Origin of the sequence: Streptomyces sp. sk2.1 (assembly GCF_008120935.1) — a bacterium.
GTDB lineage: Bacteria > Actinomycetota > Actinomycetes > Streptomycetales > Streptomycetaceae > Streptomyces.
Genome location: NZ_RDBO01000076.1, coordinates 70,927 through 89,323 on the forward strand (window position 1 = coordinate 70,927; position 18,397 = coordinate 89,323).

Annotated in this window: 17 protein-coding genes; 16 read left to right on the forward strand and 1 reads right to left on the reverse strand. The window is 72.9% G+C overall.

All coding sequences use genetic code 11. From position 1 onward, the window contains the following. Positions 1-95: 95 nt before the first annotated feature. The 16 genes from EAO76_RS27145 to EAO76_RS27220 all read left to right on the forward strand — a co-directional run bounded on the left by EAO76_RS27145 (position 96) and on the right by EAO76_RS27220 (position 18,029). The gene (locus EAO76_RS27145) at positions 96-1,166 is read left to right on the forward strand and encodes an SAM-dependent methyltransferase (RefSeq protein WP_148838567.1); all 1,071 of its coding nucleotides are present in this window, start codon (positions 96-98) and stop codon (positions 1,164-1,166) included. Beyond that, positions 1,166-2,539 carry an MFS transporter gene (locus tag EAO76_RS27150; RefSeq protein ID WP_148838568.1) on the forward strand — a complete coding sequence of 458 codons (1,374 nt, stop codon included), beginning with the start codon at positions 1,166-1,168 and terminating at the stop codon, positions 2,537-2,539. Before EAO76_RS27145 ends, EAO76_RS27150 begins: the two co-directional genes overlap by 1 nt. A 56-nt stretch (positions 2,540-2,595) precedes the next feature. Then, the gene (locus EAO76_RS27155) at positions 2,596-3,348 is read left to right on the forward strand and encodes a GNAT family N-acetyltransferase (RefSeq protein WP_262375782.1); all 753 of its coding nucleotides are present in this window, start codon (positions 2,596-2,598) and stop codon (positions 3,346-3,348) included. 39 nt (positions 3,349-3,387) lie between these two features. Next, positions 3,388-4,737 carry an ATP-grasp domain-containing protein gene (locus EAO76_RS27160; RefSeq protein WP_148838569.1) on the forward strand — a complete coding sequence of 450 codons (1,350 nt, stop codon included), beginning with the start codon at positions 3,388-3,390 and terminating at the stop codon, positions 4,735-4,737. A 167-nt stretch (positions 4,738-4,904) separates the two neighbouring features. Next, entirely contained in the window at positions 4,905-5,276 is a 372-nt protein-coding gene (locus tag EAO76_RS27165; RefSeq protein ID WP_148838570.1) for a cupin domain-containing protein, read from the forward strand. Then, on the forward strand, positions 5,273-6,301 hold the full coding sequence (locus EAO76_RS27170) for a histidinol-phosphate transaminase (protein ID WP_148838571.1): 1,029 nt from the start codon (positions 5,273-5,275) through the stop codon (positions 6,299-6,301). Before EAO76_RS27165 ends, EAO76_RS27170 begins: the two co-directional genes overlap by 4 nt. Positions 6,302-6,329: 28 nt before the next feature. After that, a complete protein-coding gene (locus tag EAO76_RS27175) occupies positions 6,330-7,019 on the forward strand; it encodes a GNAT family N-acetyltransferase (RefSeq protein ID WP_148838572.1) in 690 nt (229 codons plus the stop codon). A 42-nt stretch (positions 7,020-7,061) separates the two neighbouring features. Continuing rightward, positions 7,062-8,471, forward strand: a complete 1,410-nt coding sequence (locus tag EAO76_RS27180) for a KamA family radical SAM protein (protein ID WP_376042815.1) — start codon at positions 7,062-7,064, stop codon at positions 8,469-8,471. After that, positions 8,468-9,619 carry an L-erythro-3,5-diaminohexanoate dehydrogenase gene (locus tag EAO76_RS27185; protein ID WP_222872211.1) on the forward strand — a complete coding sequence of 384 codons (1,152 nt, stop codon included), beginning with the start codon at positions 8,468-8,470 and terminating at the stop codon, positions 9,617-9,619. Before EAO76_RS27180 ends, EAO76_RS27185 begins: the two co-directional genes overlap by 4 nt. After that, positions 9,616-11,199, forward strand: a complete 1,584-nt coding sequence (locus EAO76_RS27190) for a lysine 5,6-aminomutase subunit alpha (RefSeq protein WP_148838573.1) — start codon at positions 9,616-9,618, stop codon at positions 11,197-11,199. Before EAO76_RS27185 ends, EAO76_RS27190 begins: the two co-directional genes overlap by 4 nt. Continuing rightward, positions 11,196-12,146 carry an OAM dimerization domain-containing protein gene (locus EAO76_RS27195; RefSeq protein WP_148838574.1) on the forward strand — a complete coding sequence of 317 codons (951 nt, stop codon included), beginning with the start codon at positions 11,196-11,198 and terminating at the stop codon, positions 12,144-12,146. The genes EAO76_RS27190 and EAO76_RS27195 overlap by 4 nt, the downstream gene beginning before the upstream one ends. 44 nt (positions 12,147-12,190) lie before the next feature. Continuing rightward, positions 12,191-13,801, forward strand: coding sequence for an amino acid adenylation domain-containing protein (locus EAO76_RS27200; RefSeq protein WP_148838575.1), 1,611 nt, complete (start codon positions 12,191-12,193; stop codon positions 13,799-13,801). 234 nt (positions 13,802-14,035) lie between these two features. After that, a complete protein-coding gene (locus EAO76_RS27205; RefSeq protein ID WP_148838576.1) occupies positions 14,036-14,974 on the forward strand; it encodes an ATP-binding cassette domain-containing protein in 939 nt (312 codons plus the stop codon). Further along, complete coding sequence (locus EAO76_RS27210; RefSeq protein WP_148838577.1) at positions 14,971-15,795, forward strand: ABC transporter permease; 825 nt, start codon at positions 14,971-14,973, stop codon at positions 15,793-15,795. Before EAO76_RS27205 ends, EAO76_RS27210 begins: the two co-directional genes overlap by 4 nt. A gap of 355 nt (positions 15,796-16,150) precedes the next feature. Then, a complete protein-coding gene (locus tag EAO76_RS27215; RefSeq protein WP_148838578.1) occupies positions 16,151-17,434 on the forward strand; it encodes a VCBS repeat domain-containing M23 family metallopeptidase in 1,284 nt (427 codons plus the stop codon). Positions 17,435-17,738: 304 nt separating this feature from the next. Then, positions 17,739-18,029, forward strand: a complete 291-nt coding sequence (locus EAO76_RS27220) for a hypothetical protein (RefSeq protein ID WP_148838579.1) — start codon at positions 17,739-17,741, stop codon at positions 18,027-18,029. A gap of 79 nt (positions 18,030-18,108) precedes the next feature. Here the strand turns inward: EAO76_RS27220 and EAO76_RS27225 are convergent. Continuing rightward, positions 18,109-18,397, reverse strand: a 289-nt coding sequence (locus EAO76_RS27225) for an adenosylhomocysteinase (RefSeq protein ID WP_187438794.1), incomplete at its 5' end; no start/stop codon positions are given.

Sequence of the window (18,397 nt, forward strand, 5' to 3'; positions counted from 1 at the left end):
CACCCGACCGCCCCGTCCGCCCGTCCCCTCCACACACCTCCATCCGCACGCCCCCTCATCCACGCACCTCATCAGCACACCCGAAAGGACCCGCCATGACCGTCGTCCAGGACCTCACCGCCGCGGTGCCCACACCGGCCGACTGGGCCGGCGCCGCCCCCGCCCCGATGGGCGCGGACCAGGCCTTCAACGGCTATGTGGCCGGTACCGTCATCAACGCGCTCGACCGGCTGGGCGTGTGGGACCGACTGGCCGCCGACCCCCTGCTCGACCTGCGCGTCCTCGCCGCCGAGATCGGCCCCGCCGTCCGTGAGCGGGTCCTGCGCGAGGTCGTCCGGGCCGCCGCCACCTGTGGCTGGGTCCGGCTCCAGGACGACGGCGACACCGCGCTGCTGACCACCGCGGGCCAGGAGATCATCCGCATGCGCGGGTACTTCACCTGGGGCGTCGGCGGTTACGACGAGGTGTTCGCGCAGGCCCACCGCATCGTCTCCGGCGAGGCCGCGTTCGGCACCGACGTGCTGCGCGACGAGGCCATGGTGGCGCTCGGCTCCGGCCAGAACGACCGCTCCTTCATGGCCGGGACGCTCGACTCGGTCCTGGCCGACGTGGACTTCTCCGTCCTCGCCGACCTGGGCAGCGGCATCTCCGCCCGGGTCTCCCGGGTGGTCGGCGAGCGTCCCGGCACCCGGGGCCTCGGCCTGGACATCAGCGGCCCGGCCACCGAGCTCGGCCACCGCACGATCGCCGAGGCGGGCCTGGCCGACCGGGTCCGGGCGATCCGGACGGACGTGCTGGACGTGTGCCACCGGGCCGCGCACCGCGACACCCTCGCCGAGGTCGACACGGTGATGAGCTTCTTCCTGCTGCACGACCTGCTGGCGAACCCCGAGACCCGCCCGCACACCTTCACCCGGCTGCGCGAGGCGTTCCCGGCGGCCCGCACGTTCGTCCTCGCGGACACGATGCTGCGCCCCGACTCGGAGAACTCTCGGACGCTGCCCGTCTTCTCGCTCGGCTACGAACTGGCCCACGCGCTCATGGGCGTCCCGCTGCACACCAAGGAGACGTACGAGGAGCTGTTCGCCGACGCCGGCCTGGTCCCGCGCCGCGTCGTGCCCTTCGGCACCCCGCACTCCTGGCTGTACGTGCTGGAGGCCCGGTGATGGCCAACCCCCTGGCGATGCTGCGGGAGTTCTCCCCGCGCACCCGTGTCGTGCTCTGCGTCAACGCGCTCAACTCCTTCGGTGGCGGCCTGGTGCTGCCGTTCCTGTGGATCTACCTCAGCGACGTGCGCGGGCTGCCCTCCTGGGTGCCCGCCGTGACGCTGGCCGTGCAGGCGGCCACGGCCGTGGTCGGCGGGCTGCTGTGGGGCTCGCTGCTCGACCGCTTCCCGCCGCGCACCACGGTGCCCGTGGTGATGGCGGTGGCCGGTCTCGGCACGGCGCTGTACGCGCAGGCGACCGGTGTGTACACCGCGCTGGCCGCGGCGCTGGTGTACGGCTTCGGGATCAGCGGCGTGGGCACGGTGCTCCGCTTCCTGTACGCGGGGGCCCCCTCCGCCCGGGAGCGGGGGCTCGCCTACTCCGCCGACTACGCGGTGTTCAACGCCATGACCGGGCTCGGCGTGCTGGCCGGCGGTCTGGTGGCGTCCCTGGACGCGGGATCGCGCGCGGTCCGGTTCGCCCTGCTGTACCTGGCGGACGGTGCGACGTTCCTGCTGGCCGGCGCGGTGCTGTTCTGGCTGCTGCCCAAGGTGGTCCAGGCGGGTGACGGGGCCGGGGACGATTCCGGCGAGAAGCGCCGGGTCGGCTACCGGGACGTATTGACACAACGTCACATCGGTGTGCTGCTGGCAGCTCTGACGGTCTGTTCGCTGGTCTCGTACGGGCAGTTCCGCTCGGGCCTGCCGGGTTATCTGACGCAGGGCGGGGCGCTCGGGCCCGAGGGCATCTCCGGTGCCTTCGCGGTCAACATCCTGGTCGCGGTGGGCGCGCAGGTGCTGTTGGCCGACCGCATCCAGCGCGTCCGCCGCAGCACGGTGCTGGCCGTCTCGGGCGCGGTGTGGACCGTGGCCTGGGCGCTGGTGCTCGCCGCGGGCCTGCAACGGGGCGGCAGCGCGCTGGGGCTGGCCCTGGCCGGGGTGGTGCTGCTCTCGGTGGGCGAGGCGCTGGTCTTCCCGGTGGTGACGTCGCTGCTGAACGACCTGGCGACCGAGCGCGTACGGGGCCGGGTCAACGCCCTGCTCTCGGTGGCCGTCTCGACCGGTTCGGTGGCCGGGCCGGCGCTCGCCGGGGCCCTGCTGCCGTGGGCCGACGGATTGGGTCTGATGGTGACGCTGCTCGTCGGCTGCCTGGTGGTCGTCGCCGTGGCGGTGCGGCTGCGCACGTCGCTGGGGCTCGGCGCGGACCTGCCGAAGCCGGAGGAGGACGCGGCACAGGAAGAGGACCCGGCACAGGGGAAGAGCGCGGCGCCGGAGGGCACCGGGGCCGCGGATTCCTCGGAGAAGGCCGCCGAACCCGTCACGGCCGCCGTGTAGCGCACGCGTCGGCCCCCTGCCCCCCTTCTTCGCTCCCTCCCCTACGACGTACCGAGGTGCTGTACACCATGGACAACTGGCCGCTCGCCCGCATCGGCGTGCGCACGTCGCGCATCGAGCTGCGCTGGCCCACGCCCGAGGATCTCGACGCGCTCGCGACCCGGGCCGTCGAGGGCGTCCACGCCCCCGGCTTCATGCCGTTCTTCTCCCAGTGGACGGACGGCACCCCCGAGGAGGTCGCCCGCCGCGTCCTCCAGCGCCACTGGCACGCCATGGCCACCTGGACCCCCGAGGACTGGACGCTGTACCTGGTCGTCGTGGCCGACGGCGAGGTGATCGGTTCGCAGAGCCTGGGCGCGCGGGACTTCGGCGTCACCCGGGAGGTGCTGCTGACCTCGTGGCTGGCGCTGGGCCGGCAGGGCGAGGGGCTCGGCGGGCACGCCCGTGCGGCCGCCCTGGAGCTCGCCTTCACCGGGCTGGGCGCCGAGCAGGCGTTCTCCGTCGTCCGTCGCGGCAACGACGCCTCGCAGGGCGTGTGCGCCAAGTTCGGCTTCGAGCGCGACGGCAGCCAGATCAACGCGGTCCGCGGCGAGCAGGTGGTCAGCGACCGGTTCCGGCTCTCCCGGGAGCGCTGGGAGACCCACCGCTCCATCGGGGCCGAGGTGACCGGTACCGCCGCCGCGCTGGCCCTGTTCGGCGCGGCGGCCCCGGCCGCCGCCCGGAACGTGACCGCCGTTCCCGGAGTCCCGGTGGCGAGCGTGCTCTCCGGAGTGCGTTACGCCGAGGAGTCCGACCAGTCCGCCGCCTGAGAACCCGCCCGATGCACGCCCTGCCCGAAGGACTGATCCATGTCTGAGCGTCCCGTCATCGCCGTCGTCCTGGACCGGGGGTCCGCCTCCCTCCTCGACATCGTCGACGGCCTGTCCCCGCTGGGCGAGCCGTTGCTGGCCCTGTGGCCCGGCGACCACACCGACGAACTGGCCCCGCTGGCCGAGGAACTGACCACCGTCGTACGACTGGACGCCACGGACCACGACGAATCCGCGCGGCGGCTCGCCGCGCACTCCCCCGACGCCATCGTGACCTTCAGCGAGTCCCGGCTGTCGGTCACCGCCGAGATCGCCGAACGGCTCGGCCTGCCCTACCACTCGCCGGCCACGGTGGAGCTGCTGCGGGACAAGTACGCGCAGCGCCGTCGGCTGCGGGAGCGGGGCGCCGACTCGGTGCGCTCGGTCGCGGTGCGCCGGCCGGAGGACTGGGCCGGGGCGCTCGCGGCCGTCGGGCTGCCGGCCGTGCTCAAGCCGCTGTGCGGCGAGGGCAGCCGCAGCACCCATCTGATCGAGGACGCGGAGCGGGGCGCGGCCCTGGTGGAACAGCTCCTGTCGGGTCCGGGCGGGGAGAACTCCCTGGTACTGGAGGAGTATCTGCGCGGGCGGGACTGCGGGCCGTACGGCGATCACATCTCCGTGGAGTCGGCGGTGACCGACGGCCGGGTCTCGCACTGGGCGGTGACCGGGAAGTTCCCGCTGGAGCCGCCGTTCCGGGAGGTCGGCCATCTGCGTCCGGCGCCGCTGGCGGAGGCGGAGCGCGCGGCGGCCCTGGAGGTGGTGACCGCCGCCCTGCACGCGCTGGACATCACCACGGGCATCACCCACACCGAGCTGAAGCTGACCGCCGACGGCCCGAGGATCATCGAGGTGAACGGGAGGCTCGGCGGTTTCCAGCCCCAACTCGCGCGCCTGTCCGGCGACTTCGACGCGATCACACTGGCCGGGCGGGTGGCGCTCGGCGAGGACGTGTCGGACGTGCGGGCCGGTGACCATCGGGTGGTGTTCGCCCGGGCGGTGCCCGCGCCGCCCGGCGGCGGCACCTACGTCGGTGTGCGCGGGCTGCGCGAGGCGCTCGCCGTGGAGGGCGTGGAGAACGTCGTCATCCCGCACTCGCCCGGCTCCCGGCTGGCCTCCGGTGTGCAGACCGGGGAACTCGCCTGGGTGGAGGGCTCGGTGGCGGACCACGAGACCATGCGACGGGTGATCGAGCGGGTGCTGTCGGTGCTGTCGTTCACGGTGGCGGACCCGGACGGGACCCACCGCGTCGTGACCGGTTCGGCCGGGGCGGCCACCGCCGCCCCCGTGGCCGCCGTGGTCCCGGCCGGGCGGCGGACCGGTGCGCCGGCCCGGCCCGCGCCCGTGTGGTGAGCGGTCCCGAACCGTAGGTGTCCCCGGGGTGAGCTCCCCCGCCCCGTGCCCCCGCGGCGCGGGGCGTCCCCACCGGCCGGGCGGGGGCTCCACCGGCGCTCTAGTCGGGTCGGCGACGCTGGTCCCCTTCCACAGGACCGTAAGCAGCCGGAAGGGGAGTGCCCTCCGTGGCAACCGCTGAGATCCGTACCGACGTACCGCAGTTCCTGCCGGTGGCCGGCCACCACGACCCCGCCCCCTTCTATCTCACCGCGGACATGTTCGGCGGGGTGCCGGTCCAGCTCGCGGGCGGGCCGATCGACCATCTGGTGGGCCGTCCCGTCGCCGACCCGCACCGGCACGAGGTCGCCGAGATCTACTTCCTCGTCTCGCCCAACCCCGGCGGCGCCCGCATCGAGGTGACCGTCGACGGCGAGACCCAGCAGCTGTCGTCCCCGGCGCTGCTGCACGTCCCGGCCGGGGCGGAGCACCGCTTCCTCACCCTGGAGGCGGAGCCCGGCAGTTACTGCTTCGGCATCCTGCTGGGGGACTCCGCATGACGATCGCCGCTCCGCGTACGGGCCCGGCCCGGCTGCACCTGAGCGAGAACGCCCACGGCGCCAGCCCGCTGGCCCTGCTGGCCGCGCGGAAGGCCCTCGACCCGGCAGCCGTCTACCCCGACCCGGCCCGCTCCGCGCCCGCGAAGGCCGTCGCCGCGCGGCTCGGCGTCGGGGAGCAGCAGGTCGCCGTCGCCAACGGCAGCGACGAGCTGGTGCTGCTGTCCGCGCTCGCGCTCGGCGACCGCGACCGCCCCGGCGTCACCACCGCCGGCACCTTTCCCGGCTACCGCGTCTGTCTGACCGCCGTGGGGCGCCGTTGCGAGGAGATCCCGCTGGACGACGGCCGCGTGGACGCGGACGCCGTCGCCGCCGCGATGGAGCGCGCGGGCATCGTCTACCTCTGTCACCCGCACAACCCGTCCGGGGCCGTCCTGGACCGCGGCCGCATGGATCTGCTGGTCGAGCGGGCGGCCGTCACCGGCACTCCCCTGGTGGTCGACGAGGCGTACCTGGAGTTCGCCCCGGCCGGCACCCCGCAGCTGCGCGACTACCTGGGCAGCGGTGCCCCGTTGCTGTCGCTGCGGACGTTCTCCAAGGCGTACGGGCTGGCCGCGCTGCGGCTCGGCTACGCGGTGGGCAGCGCGGAACTCGTCGCCCGGCTGCACGAGGTGCAGGGCACCATGCCGTTCAGTGCCAACGCCGTCGCCCAGGCCGCCGCCGTCGCCGCGCTCGCGGACCGCGATCATCTGGACGAGGTTCGCCGCCAGAATTCACTGCAACGTGCCTGGTTCCGCAGCGAGTTGGCGCGCAGGGGACGGCGTTCGCTGCCCTCGGCGACGAACTTCGTGGCCGTCGCCGTCTCCGACTCGGCGGTCGCCGAGCGGTTGTTGGCGCAGGATCATGACATCCTCGTCCGCGATGCCGGACGTTTCGGTTTCGCCGGACATCTGCGGGTGTCCCTCGGCCCCGCCAAGGACCTGGTGCGGTTGATGGACGCCCTCGATCTGATCGACCCCGTCCGCTGACGGGACGTAACCCCCCTCAGGAGAACTTGTGACCCACGCAGTCATCGTCAACGACCGGCAGCAGTACGCCCTGTGGCCGAACGGCACCGGTCTGCCCGAAGGCTGGCAGGCCACCGGCTGGACCGGCGGTGAGCAGGCCTGTCTGGACCGGATCGCCGAGCTGTGGAAGGACGGCCGGCCCGCCCCGGTGCGCCGGGCCGTCGCCGAGGACGCCGCCCGGCCCGCCGTGCAGCTGCTGGCCACCCCGCGGCTGTGGATGCGCGAGGTGCTGCCCGAGGAGGCCGGGCAGATCACCGAGGGCGGCACCGCCGGACTCGAATGGCTGGGCGGCGCGCCCAGCGCGGAGACCCGGATCGCGGCGAAGATGCTGACCCGGGCCGCCGGTGCCGGGGTGCACGTGCCCGGCTGGGGCATGTACCTGCTGCTGCGCACGCAGGACGCCCGGGTGGTCGGCGCGATGGGCTTCCACGGCCCGCCGTCCGACGGCTCCGCGGAGATCGGCTTCGACCTGAACGGCGAGGCCAGGGGCCAGGGTTACGCCACCGAGGCACTGGGCGAACTCGCCGCCTGGTCGCTGCGGCAGGACAAGGTCGACACGGTCGTCGCCACGACCACCGAGGACAACGTCGCGTCGCAGCGCGTCATGGAACGCGCGGGCTTCGAGCTGCTGCCCGAGCGCGACCCGGAAGGTCTGTTCGTCTACCGGCTCACCCGCTGACCGGCTGTCCGCCGGTCCGCCAGAGGAATTCCGAGGAACAAGGTGTCCCGTTCACTCCGTGCCGAGGCGGCCCCCGCGGACATTGCCGCCGAGCCCCTCCCCCAGCCCTACACGTACCGCCGTCACGAGGCGGTGGAACCGGACTGGCGCCGCTTCCCCGGGTGGCGCGACGTCACCGAGCGGGAGTGGTGCGACCCCCAGTGGCAGCGCGTGCACTGCGTCAAGGGGGTCGGGGAGCTGCGCGCGGTGGCGGGCCCCGGCCTCGACGACGCGTTCTACGACGACGTCGAGGCCGACCAGCGCGTCCACGCGACGATGCCGGTCCTGCTGCCGCCGCACGTCCTGAACACGATCGCCCCGCACACCGGGATGGAGACGGCCGCCTGGTACGAGGACCCGGTGCGCCGCTACATGCTGCCGGTCGCCTCCGACCGGCACCCGTTGTGGCCGAGCCACCCGCTCGCCTCCCGCGACTCGCTGCACGAGGCGGAGATGTGGGCGGTGGAGGGGCTGACCCACCGGTATCCGACCAAGGTGCTCGCCGAGCTGGTGAGCACCTGCCCGCAGTACTGCGGGCACTGCACCCGGATGGACCTCGTCGGGACGTCCACGCCGCAGGTCACCAAGTACCGCTTCGTGCTGCGCCCCGCCGACCGGCTGGACCGCATGATCGAGTACCTGCGGGCCACCCCGACGGTGCGCGACGTCGTCGTCTCGGGCGGCGACGTGGCCAACGTGCCCTGGCCGCGGCTCGCCTCGTTCGTCGGCCGGCTCCTGGAGATCGACTCGGTGCGGGACATCCGGCTCGCCAGCAAGGGCCTGATCGGGCTGCCGCAGCACTGGCTCGCCCCGCAGGTCCTCGACGGGGTCGCGGAACTGTCCGCGACCGCCCGCGCCCGCGGGGTGTCGCTGGCCCTGCACACCCACGCCAACGCCGCCCAGCAGATCACCCCGCTGGTCGCCCGCGCGTCCCGGTCCCTGCTCGACGCGGGCCTGCGCGACATCCGCAACCAGGGGGTGCTGCTCGACGGGGTCAACGGCACGACCGAGTCGCTGCTCGACCTGTGCTTCGCCCTGCTGGACACCGCCGGCATCATGCCCTACTACTTCTACCTCTGCGACATGATCCCCGGTGCCGAGCACTGGCGGCTGCCGCTCGCCCGCGCCCAGGAGCTCCAGCGTTCGCTCATGGGGTACCTGCCCGGGTTCGCGACCCCGCGACTGGTCTGCGACGTGCCGTACGTCGGCAAGCGCTGGGTGGACCAGGCGGACGGTTACGACCGGGAGCGCGGCATATCGTCCTGGACGAAGAACTACCGCACGACCGTCGACCACGACGACCCGGCGGCGCTCGACCGGGTGCACCACTACTACGACCCGGTGCACACCCTGCCCCAGCAGGGGCGGGCGTGGTGGACGAGCGCGCAGGCACTGATCGGCGGGGCGTCGTGAGCACCGCACTGGGGCTGCACCGGGTGCGCGAGCCGCGGGGAGTGCTTCCGCAGGCCGCCCTCCGGCTCGACACCGATCCGTTTTTGGCCCCCGACGAGGTGCGCGTCGACGTCACCTGTCTGAACCTGGACGCGGCGTCCTTCCGGCAGTTGCGCGAGGCGCACGGCGGGGACGGCGACGCGGTGCGGGCGGCGGTGTGCGCGCTGGTGCGCGACCGGGGCAAGATGCACAACCCGGTGACCGGGTCGGGCGGCATGCTGATCGGCACCGTCGCCGAGGTGGGGCCCGAATCCCCGCTGGGTCTGCGGCCCGGCGACCGGGTGGCGACCCTGGTGTCGCTGACCCTGACCCCGCTGGAGATCACGGACGGTCTGCGCGACTGGGACGGCCGGAGCGAACGGGTTCCGGCGCGCGGCCACGCCATCCTGTTCGGCCGCTCCGTCGCCGCGGTCCTGCCGGACGACCTGCCGGACGAACTGTCCCTGTCCGTCCTGGACGTGTGCGGCGCCCCGGCGCTGACGAGGCGGCTGGTCGCCTCGTACGCGCGGGGCGGTGCCGCTCCCTCGGTGCTGGTGCTGGGGGCCAGCGGCAAGTCGGGTTCCCTGTCGCTCGCCGCGGCCCGCCGCGCCGGGGCCGGCCGGGTCGTCGGGGTGGTGCCGGACGCCGCCGAGGAGGCGGCCCTGACCGCGGCCGGTCTCGCGGACGAGGTGGTGCGGGCGGACGCGAGGGACGCCGTCGCCCTGCACGCGCTGATCGAGGACCGGGGCGGCCCGGCCGACGTGACGGTGGTGTGCACGGACGTGGCGGGGTGCGAGCACGCGGCGGTCCTGGCCACCCGCGACGGCGGCACGGTCGCGTTCTTCTCGATGGCGACGTCGTTCAGCACGGCCGCGCTCGGTGCCGAGGGGCTGGGCCGCGACGTCACGATGCTGATCGGCAACGGGTACCAGCCCGGCCACAGCGACCTGGCCCTCGGCCTGGTGCGCGAGGAGCCGGGGGTGCGCGCCCTGTTCGACCGGGTACCGGGAACGGCGGGCCGCACGGTTGAGGCCCGTACCACTGCGAACCGTACGACCGCGGACCGCGCCCTCGCGGGCGCCGGGACCGTCGGGGCCTTCGCGGCCGTCGGGAACGGAGCGGTCCGGTGACCGCCCCCGCACCGCCCGTCCACGGCAAGCTGCACCTCGACCCGGACGTCGTCGCACGGGCCCGCGCCCTGGCCGTCCGCGCCGGACGTCCCGTCGTCGACCTCGCCCGCTCCCACACCACCGTGTCCGTCGAGCGGGCCACGCTGCGGCTGGCCGGGCTCGACGGCGCCGACCCCGAGGGCATCCCCTGGGTGAACCGCCTCGTCGACGCCGTGGCCGATTCGGCCGGTCTGGAGCACGGTGTCTGCCTGCCGGTCTGGGACGCGCTGCGCACCGGACCGTACCGCGACCTCACCGATCTGGCGGCGCACGCCGCCGCCCGCACCGTGCCGTTCCGCGTCCCCGAGGGCGCGGACGCCGGGGCGGCCGTCGCCGGGGCGCACCGCGCGGTCGCCCGCGGCCTGGCCGCCATCGACGCCAGGCGCGCCGAACGGGACCGCATGGTGGGCGAGTTGGGCGATCCGCCCGCGCCCTGGATCTATCTGATCGTGGCGACCGGCGACATCTACGAGGACATCCGGCAGGCCCGCGCCGCGGCGCGCGGCGGCGCGGACGTGATCGCGGTGATCCGCTCCACGGGCCAGTCGCTGCTGGACTACGTGCCGCAGGGCGCGACCCGGGAGGGCTACGCCGGCACCTACGCCACCCGGGAGAACTTCCGGCTGATGCGGGCCGCGCTCGACGAGGTGTCCGCCGAACTCGGCCGCTACGTACGGCTCACCAACTACGCGTCCGGGCTGTGCATGCCGGAGATCGCGGCGCTGGCCGGTCTCGAACGCCTCGACATGATGCTCAACGACTCGATGTACGGCATCCTCTTCCGCGACATCAACCCGGTGCGCACCTTCGTCGACCAGCGTTTCTCCCGGCAGTTGCACGCCCGCGCGGGCATCCTCATCAACACCGGCGAGGACAACTACCTGACGACCGCCGACGCGGTGGACGCCGCCCACACGGTGACGGCCAGTCAGCTGCTGAACGAGTACTTCGCGAAGGAGGCGGGCCTGCCGGACGGACAGCTCGGCCTCGGGCACGCCTTCGAGATCGACCCGGACCGGCCGGACTCGTTCCGGCTGGAGCTGGCGCACGCGATGCTGGCCCGTGAGCTGTTCCCCGACGCGCCGCTGAAGTGGATGCCGCCGACCCGGCACATGACCGGAGACGTCTTCCGCGGCTACCTCCTCAACGGCTTCTTCAACCTGGCGGGGGCGCTGACCGGGCAGAGCATCCTGCTGGTCGGGATGATGACCGAGGCCGTCGTCACCCCGTTCCTGTCCGACCGCGACCTGGCGCTGCAGAACGTCCGTTACGTCCTGGGCTCGGCGGGTTCGCTGGCCGAGGACTTCCGCCCCGCTCCCGACGGTTTCATCGCCCGGCGCGCCCACCACGTGCTCGACGAGGCGGTCGGTCTGCTGGAGCAGATCTGCGACCGGGGCCTGCTGGACGCCATCGGGCGCGGCACGTTCGGCGGGATGCGGCGCCCCGCGGACGGCGGGCGGGGCGCGGACGGCGTCGTGCGCCGCGCACCCGGCTACCGCAATCCGGCCGCCGACCTCCTGGAAGGAACCGAGGCCCGATGAACACCGACCCGTGGACCACCGGGCGCCGCCCCGAGAACGGGACCGGCCCGCACGAGGACCTGCACGAGGACCTGCCCGAGGGCCTGTACGAGAGCCTGTACGGCGGCCCCGCGGACGCCCCGTCGAACGGCCCGGAGGGCGGTCCGGAGGGCGGTCCGGAGGGCGGTCCGGAGGGCGACGGCGTCATCCGCCCCTACGGCGACACCACCGACGACGGCATGGTGCAGCTGTCCTTCACCCTGCCCCTGCCGCACGGCCCGCGCGCCGAGGGCGCCGCGCTCCAACTGGCCCGCCGCATGGGCATGGAGCGCCCCCTGGTCGTGCACAGCAAGGCGGTCGGCGGCACCGACTTCAGCTTCTTCGTGGTGTACGGGGCCGTCGCCCACACCGTGGACCTCGACCGGGTCGTGGTGGCCGAGCGCGACTACCCGCTGCTGTCCGCCAAGGAGGCCGACGCGGCGGTACGGGACCGGCTCGGCCGCAGGCTCGTGGTACTGGGCGCCTGCATCGGCACGGACGCGCACACCGTGGGGATCGACGCGATCCTCAACATCAAGGGCTTCGCCGGCGAGAAGGGCCTGGAGTACTACAGGCAGATGCGGGTCCTGAACCTGGGCGCGCAGGTCCCGGTCGGGGAGCTGGTGCGCCGGGCCGGGGCCGAACGCGCCGATGCCGTCCTGGTCTCGCAGGCCGTCACCCAGCGGGACGCCCATCTCACCAACGTCCGGGAGCTGAGCGCCGAACTGCGGGCCTCGTTCGCCGAGCACGAGCGTCCCCTGCTGGTGGTGGGCGGCCCCCGCTTCGACCCGGCCGCCGCGGCGACGCTGGGCGCGGACCGGATCTTCGGCCGCGGCACCACGCCGGGCGACGTCGCCAGCTATCTGGTGCACGCCCTGGTACCCGCCGCCCCCGTCGTACCCGCAGCCGTTCTGGAGGACGTCGGATGACCGGCGCCCCACCACCCGTGCCCCTTGCCCATCTGGGAGGTCCCATGAACACCCGTCCCGAGGACGGTCCGGGCGGGCTGCCCGGACTGGACCGGCTCGCCGATGACGTCGGCACCCTGCTGGACGCCATCGGCCGACCCCCGGCGAAGTCCGCCGATCGCCTCGACACCCGGTTCGCCGCGGTGGCCGCCCGCAACGCCGCCCGCACCGCCGTGTCCGACGCCGAGGGCGAGCTGAGCTATCTCGAACTGGAGTGGCTCGCCGACGCCGTCGCGCAGCGCCTGGAGGGGCGCACCGGGCCCGGCCGGCTGGTCGCGCTGCGCGCCGCCCGCACCCGGTACGCCCCGGGGGCGGTCCTCGGGATCCTGCGCTCCGGTGCCGCGTACCTGCCCGTCGACCCCGGTTATCCGGTGGCCCGCCAGGAGTACCTGCTGGAGGACGGCGAGGTCGAACTGGTCCTGTCCGACAGCGGTCTGCTGGCGGACGAGACACCGATCGCCAAGGCGGGTCCGTTCGTCCTGGCGACCCGCGCCGTGTCCGGTGCGGGCACGGGCACGACCGGGACGGGGGTGCCCGAGGACACCGCGTACGTCATCCACACCTCCGGCTCCACCGGCGCCCCCAAGGGCTGCGTGGTCGGGCACGGCCAGGTGCTGGCCCTGCTGGACGCGGCCGTGCCACTGCTGGGCACGGGCCCCGACGACGTGTGGACGCTGTTCCACTCGCTGAGTTTCGACTTCAGCGTCTGGGAGCTGTGGGGTCCGCTGCTGTACGGCGGGCACGCCGTCGTCGTCGACCGCGAGACCGCGACGGAGCCCGCCGAGTTCGCCCGGCTGCTCGCGGACCGGGGCGTCACCGTCCTCAACCAGGTGCCCTCCGCCTTCGGCAACCTGATCGTCGAGGCCGCCGCCGAGAAGATCCGGCTGCCCGCGCTGCGCCGGGTCGTCCTCGGCGGGGAGGCACTGGTGCCCGCCGACGCGAGGCGCTGGTGGGAGTCCGGGATCGCCCCGGACGCCGAGCTGGTCAACATGTACGGGATCACCGAGACCACGGTCCACGTCACGTACTGCCCGCTCACCCCGGACGTCCTGGCGGGCGCGGTGCCCGGCCGCACCCCGATCGGGCGTCCGCTGCCGCATCTGTCGGTCTCGCTGCGCGACGCCGAGGGCCGGCCCGTGCCGCCGGGCGAGCGCGGCGAGATGTGGGTCGCCGGCAGCGGGGTCGCCCACGGGTACCTGGGACGGCCGGAGTTGACGGGGCAGCGCTTCGTCGACGCGGGCGACGGCTCCGGCCGCCACTACCGCAGCGGGGACTGGGCCGTGGCCGACGAGGACGGGCTGCTGTACTACGCGGGCCGGCAGGACGGCCAGGTGAAGCTGCGCGGTTTCCGCATCGAGCTGGGCGAGATCGAGTCGGCGCTGCGCGCGGTGCCGGGCGTGTCGGGCGCGGCCTGTCTGGTGACGGAGACCCGGCACGGGGACCAGTCGCTCACCGCGTACGTCGTGGCGGAGCGGACGGACGTCCCGGCGAGCACGGTGCGGTCCGCGCTGGCCGCACGTCTGCCCGCGCACATGGTGCCCCAGCGGGTGTGCCATCTGGACCGGCTGCCGGTGACGCACAACGGCAAGCTGGACCGGGCGGCGCTGGCCGCGTGACGGGGAGGTCCGGGACGGGTGCGCGAGATCCGCGCCCGTCCCGCCGCCGGGGGCGCGGCACCGGTGCCGTCCTCCGGCTGCGGTCCCGCCGCGGACGGATCCGGCGTCGGCGGCCATGCGCGCCTCCTCCCCCGGTGTTCCCCGTCAACACCACTGAACAAGTTTGACCAGTCGCCCCGAGGGCCGTACCCTGCAGCACTAATCAAATTTGATTACTGACTGAGGGAGGGCGTTTTGCCTGACTACGATCCGGCGATCGTCGTCGAGGGCCTGCGGAAGAGGTACGGGGACAAGCAGGCCCTCGACGGCCTCGACCTCACGGTCGGGGCCGGGACCGTCCAGGGGATCCTCGGCCCGAACGGCGCGGGCAAGACCACGGCCGTGCGCATCATGTCCACACTGCTGCGCCCCGACGGGGGACGCGTCGAGGTGGCGGGGGTCGACGTGCGGACCCGGGCCGACGAGGTGCGCTCGCGGATCGGACTGCTCGGCCAGAACGCCGCCGTCGACGAGGAGCTCGGCGGCCGTCAGAACCTGGAGATGTTCGGCCGCCTCCACCATCTCGGCGCGCGTCGCGCCGGCGCTCGGGCCGACGAACTCCTGGCCCGGTTCGGGCTCGCGGACACCGGCAACAAGGCGGTCAAGCAGTACAGCGGCGGCATGCGGCGGCGGCTCGACCTGGCGGCGTCGCTCATCTCCCGGCCGCAGGTGCTCTTCCTGGACGAACCCACGACCGGGCTCGACCCCTGCGGCCGCACGGAGGTGTGGAACGCGGTCCGCTCACTGGTGGACGGCGGCACGACCGTCCTGCTGACCACGCAGTACCTGGAGGAGGCCGACCAACTGGCCGACCGGATCGCGGTGGTCGACCACGGGAAGGTCATCGCGGAGGGCACGGCGGACGAGCTGAAGTCCAGGACCGGCGGCGACCGCATCGACGTGGTCCTTCACGACACGACCGGGCTGGCGCACGCGGCCGCCCTCCTGCCCGGTGACGTGGTGGTGGACGAGGACCGGCGGATGCTCAGCGCCCCGGTCACCGACCGGATGGCCGCGCTGACCGGGATCGTGCGGGCGCTGGAGGCGGCCGGCATCGAGGCGCAGGACATCGTGGTGCGCCGGCCGACGCTCGACGAAGCCTTCATCCATCTGACGAAGGAGGGCGCCGCATGAGTGCGGTCCACGGCGTGGGCACGGCGCACGGCACGGGTTCGGGGCCGGGCTGGGCGGCCGCCGACTCCTGGACGATGACCAGGCGCGAGCTGGCGCACTGGGCGCGCCAACCCGTGCAGGTGGTCGTCGGGCTGGTCTTCCCGGTGATGATGCTGCTGATGTTCGGCTACCTGATCGGCGGCGGACGGGGCATCGCCGGGGACTTCAAGGACTACCTGGTGCCGGGCATGCTCACGATGACCATGGCCTTCGGCCTCGAATCGACGATGCTCTCGGTCACCCAGGACCTCGGCAAGGGGGTCATCGACCGGTTCCGCTCGATGCCCATGAACTCCGGCGCGATCCTGGTCGGGCGGAGCGTCGCCGACATGCTGCAGTCGGTCGTCGGCCTGGCCGTGATGATCGCGGTCGGATACGCGGTCGGCTGGCGCCGGCACGCGGGATTCGGCGCCTTCCTGGGCGCGGTGGGACTGCTGTTGCTGCTGCGGTTCGCGATGTTGTGGATCGGCATCCACCTGGCGATGGTCGCGGGCAAGCCGGAACTGGTGCAGGCGGTGCAGATCCTGGTCTGGCCGGTCGGCTTCCTCTCCAACGCCATCGCCTCGCCCGAATCGATGCCGTCCTGGCTGGGCGCGGTCGTGGAGTGGAACCCGATGTCGGCGACGGCCGGCGCGGTGCGCGACCTGTTCGGCAACCCGGGCGCGGGCGGCGACTCCTGGGCCGCGACCCATGCGGAACTCCTCGCGGTGGCCTGGCCGGTGGCCCTGATCGCGGTGTTCTTCCCGCTGGCGGTGAAGCGGTTCCGGGACCTGAGCCGCTGACGGACCCGGCCCCGGCGTCCGATCCGGTTCGCCGGGGCCGACCACCGCTCCGAGTAATGCCCGGACCGGCCCGGCGCTCCACGGGATCGCGCCATGATTTCCGGTTGCCGAAGGGGCGTCATGTCCTCTACATGCCAGCCGCGGAACTTGACAATTACGCCTTACGCATTGTCCGTCCGGAATAACAATCCGGCACAGATCAATACCGACGGCACCGTTTCGACGGCCCACTCGACAAGCACAATTCCCGCTGCTACGGTCGCTCGCCAATCGGGCGGCCACTCCAATTCCTCGCGGTGCGGCCCGGGTTGTACCGGAAGCCCCTCATGCCCGTAATTCCGCAAAGGAGGCGCCCATGCGCCGCGGCATCGCCGTCGCTCTGACCATGTTCCTCGCCTGTCTGGGGAGCACGGCTCCGATCGGGTCCGCGCACGCGGCCTCCGGCGCCCCGTTCAAACTCCCCTATCCCGCCGGATCGGCCTACACGATCACACAGACGCCCGGCAGCGGTTATTCGCACAATGACGACTACAACCGCCATGCCGTCGACTTCGCCATGCCCACGGGAACTCCGATCGTCGCTTCCGCGGCCGGCACCGTCTACTTCGAGGGGTGGTCGAACGGCGGGGGCATCATGGCGTTGATCGACCACGGCAACAATCGGTGCAGCCAGTACGCCCACCTCAATTCCACGATCGTCAACGCCGGACAAAGGGTGGCGCAGGGCCAGCGGATCGGCACGTCCGGGGCCACCGGCAACGCGACCGGTCCGCACCTGCACTGGAACATCGTCCACTGCAACAGCCAGCTCAGCCGCGAGATACCCAACTCTGTGGAGACCGGCACCAATTACCCCACCGGTTACGCGCCCGTGAGCCGGAACGGCCTGCAGACGCTGTGGCCCGACGGTGAGCGGGTGTCCGACTTCAGCGGCGACGGCAAGGCCGACGTACTGGGCGTCAACTCCTCGGGGAACCTGTTGTACTACCCGCACAACGGCGCCGGTCTCAGCAGCCCCACGCAGATCGGGCAGGGCTGGGGCACGTTCAAGCACGTCATGGCCGCCGACTGGAGCGGCGACGGTGCCGCCGACGTACTCGGTGTCGACAGTTCGGGGAGGCTCCTGTACTACCCGAACAACAGCTACAAGCTCACCGCCCCCACGCAGATCGGGCAGGGCTGGGGCACGTTCAAGCACGTCATGGCCGCCGACTGGAGCGGCGACGGCAGGGCCGACGTACTCGGTGTCGACGGTTCGGGGAACCTGCTGTACTACCCGCACAACGGCGCCGGCCTCAGCAGCCCCGTGAAGATCGGGCAGGGCTGGGGCACGTTCAAGCAGGTCATGGCCGCCGACTGGAGCGGTGACGGCAGGGCCGACGTACTGGGCGTGGACGCGTCGGGAAACCTGCTGTACTACGCGCACAACGGCGCCGGGCTGAGCAGCCCCGTGAAGATCGGACACGGCTGGAGCACGTTCAAGCACGTCTTCGCCTCCGATTTCAGTGGTGACGGCAGGGCCGACGTACTGGGTGTCGACGGTTCGGGGAACCTGCTGTACTACCCGCACAACGGCGCCGGGCTGAGCAGCCCCGTGAAGATCGGACACGGCTGGAGCGCGTTCAAGCACGTCTTCTGATCCGCCCTCCGCCCCGTCTCCGACGGCACCCTCGCACCTGGACGGGCCGGCCGGAGCATCCCTGCCGGGGATGCTCCGGCCGGCCCGTTCGTTGTGCCCGTATCCAGTGGCTTCCGTATCCGACGGCATCCCCGTCCGGTGGTGGGACAGCGGCCGGGACATGTCCGGGACAGGCCGGATCCCTGGCCGCTTCGGGCGGTGACGCCCAGAGTGGGGGCAGCCGACCGGCCGCACCCGTGCAACCGCCGCTCCCCGGTGTGTTCCGGGTCGCTCGTACCTGTCCGTACAGAAGGAGAATCCCGCCATGCGCAAGCGCACTGCCGTCCTGAGCGCTTTCGGCGCCGCCGTTGTCGCCCTGTCCGTCCCGACCAGCGCCCAGGCCGCCACGTGGACGCCCACGAAGGCCACCCAGCACGCCGAGATCCGGGAGTGCTACCGCGCCTCCTGCGCGTCGACGGGCGTCATCTTCCCGGAGATGCCCGTCTGGTGGTCGCACTACGCGTACAACAGCGTGGGCAACAAGTGGTACTACGTCAAGAACGACAACGGCAACACGGGCTGGGTGTACTGCAAGAACCTCACTGCGGGTTGCTGACCGCCCACCGACGAGCACGGCCGCCGCTCCGCGGAGCGGTGGCCGTGCTCATGGCCGTTTCCGGTGGGTGCGGGTGGGGTCAGTAGCGGTAGTGGTCGGGCTTGTACGGGCCCTCGACCTCGACACCGATGTACGCGGCCTGCTCCGGGCGGAGCGTGGTGAGCCTGACGCCGAGGGCGTCGAGGTGGAGGCGGGCGACCTTCTCGTCGAGGTGCTTGGGCAGCACGTAGACGTCGGTCGGGTACTCCTCGGGCTTGGTGAACAGCTCGATCTGGGCCAGCGTCTGGTCCGCGAAGGAGTTGGACATCACGAAGGAGGGGTGCCCGGTCGCGTTGCCGAGGTTGAGCAGGCGGCCCTCGGACAGCACG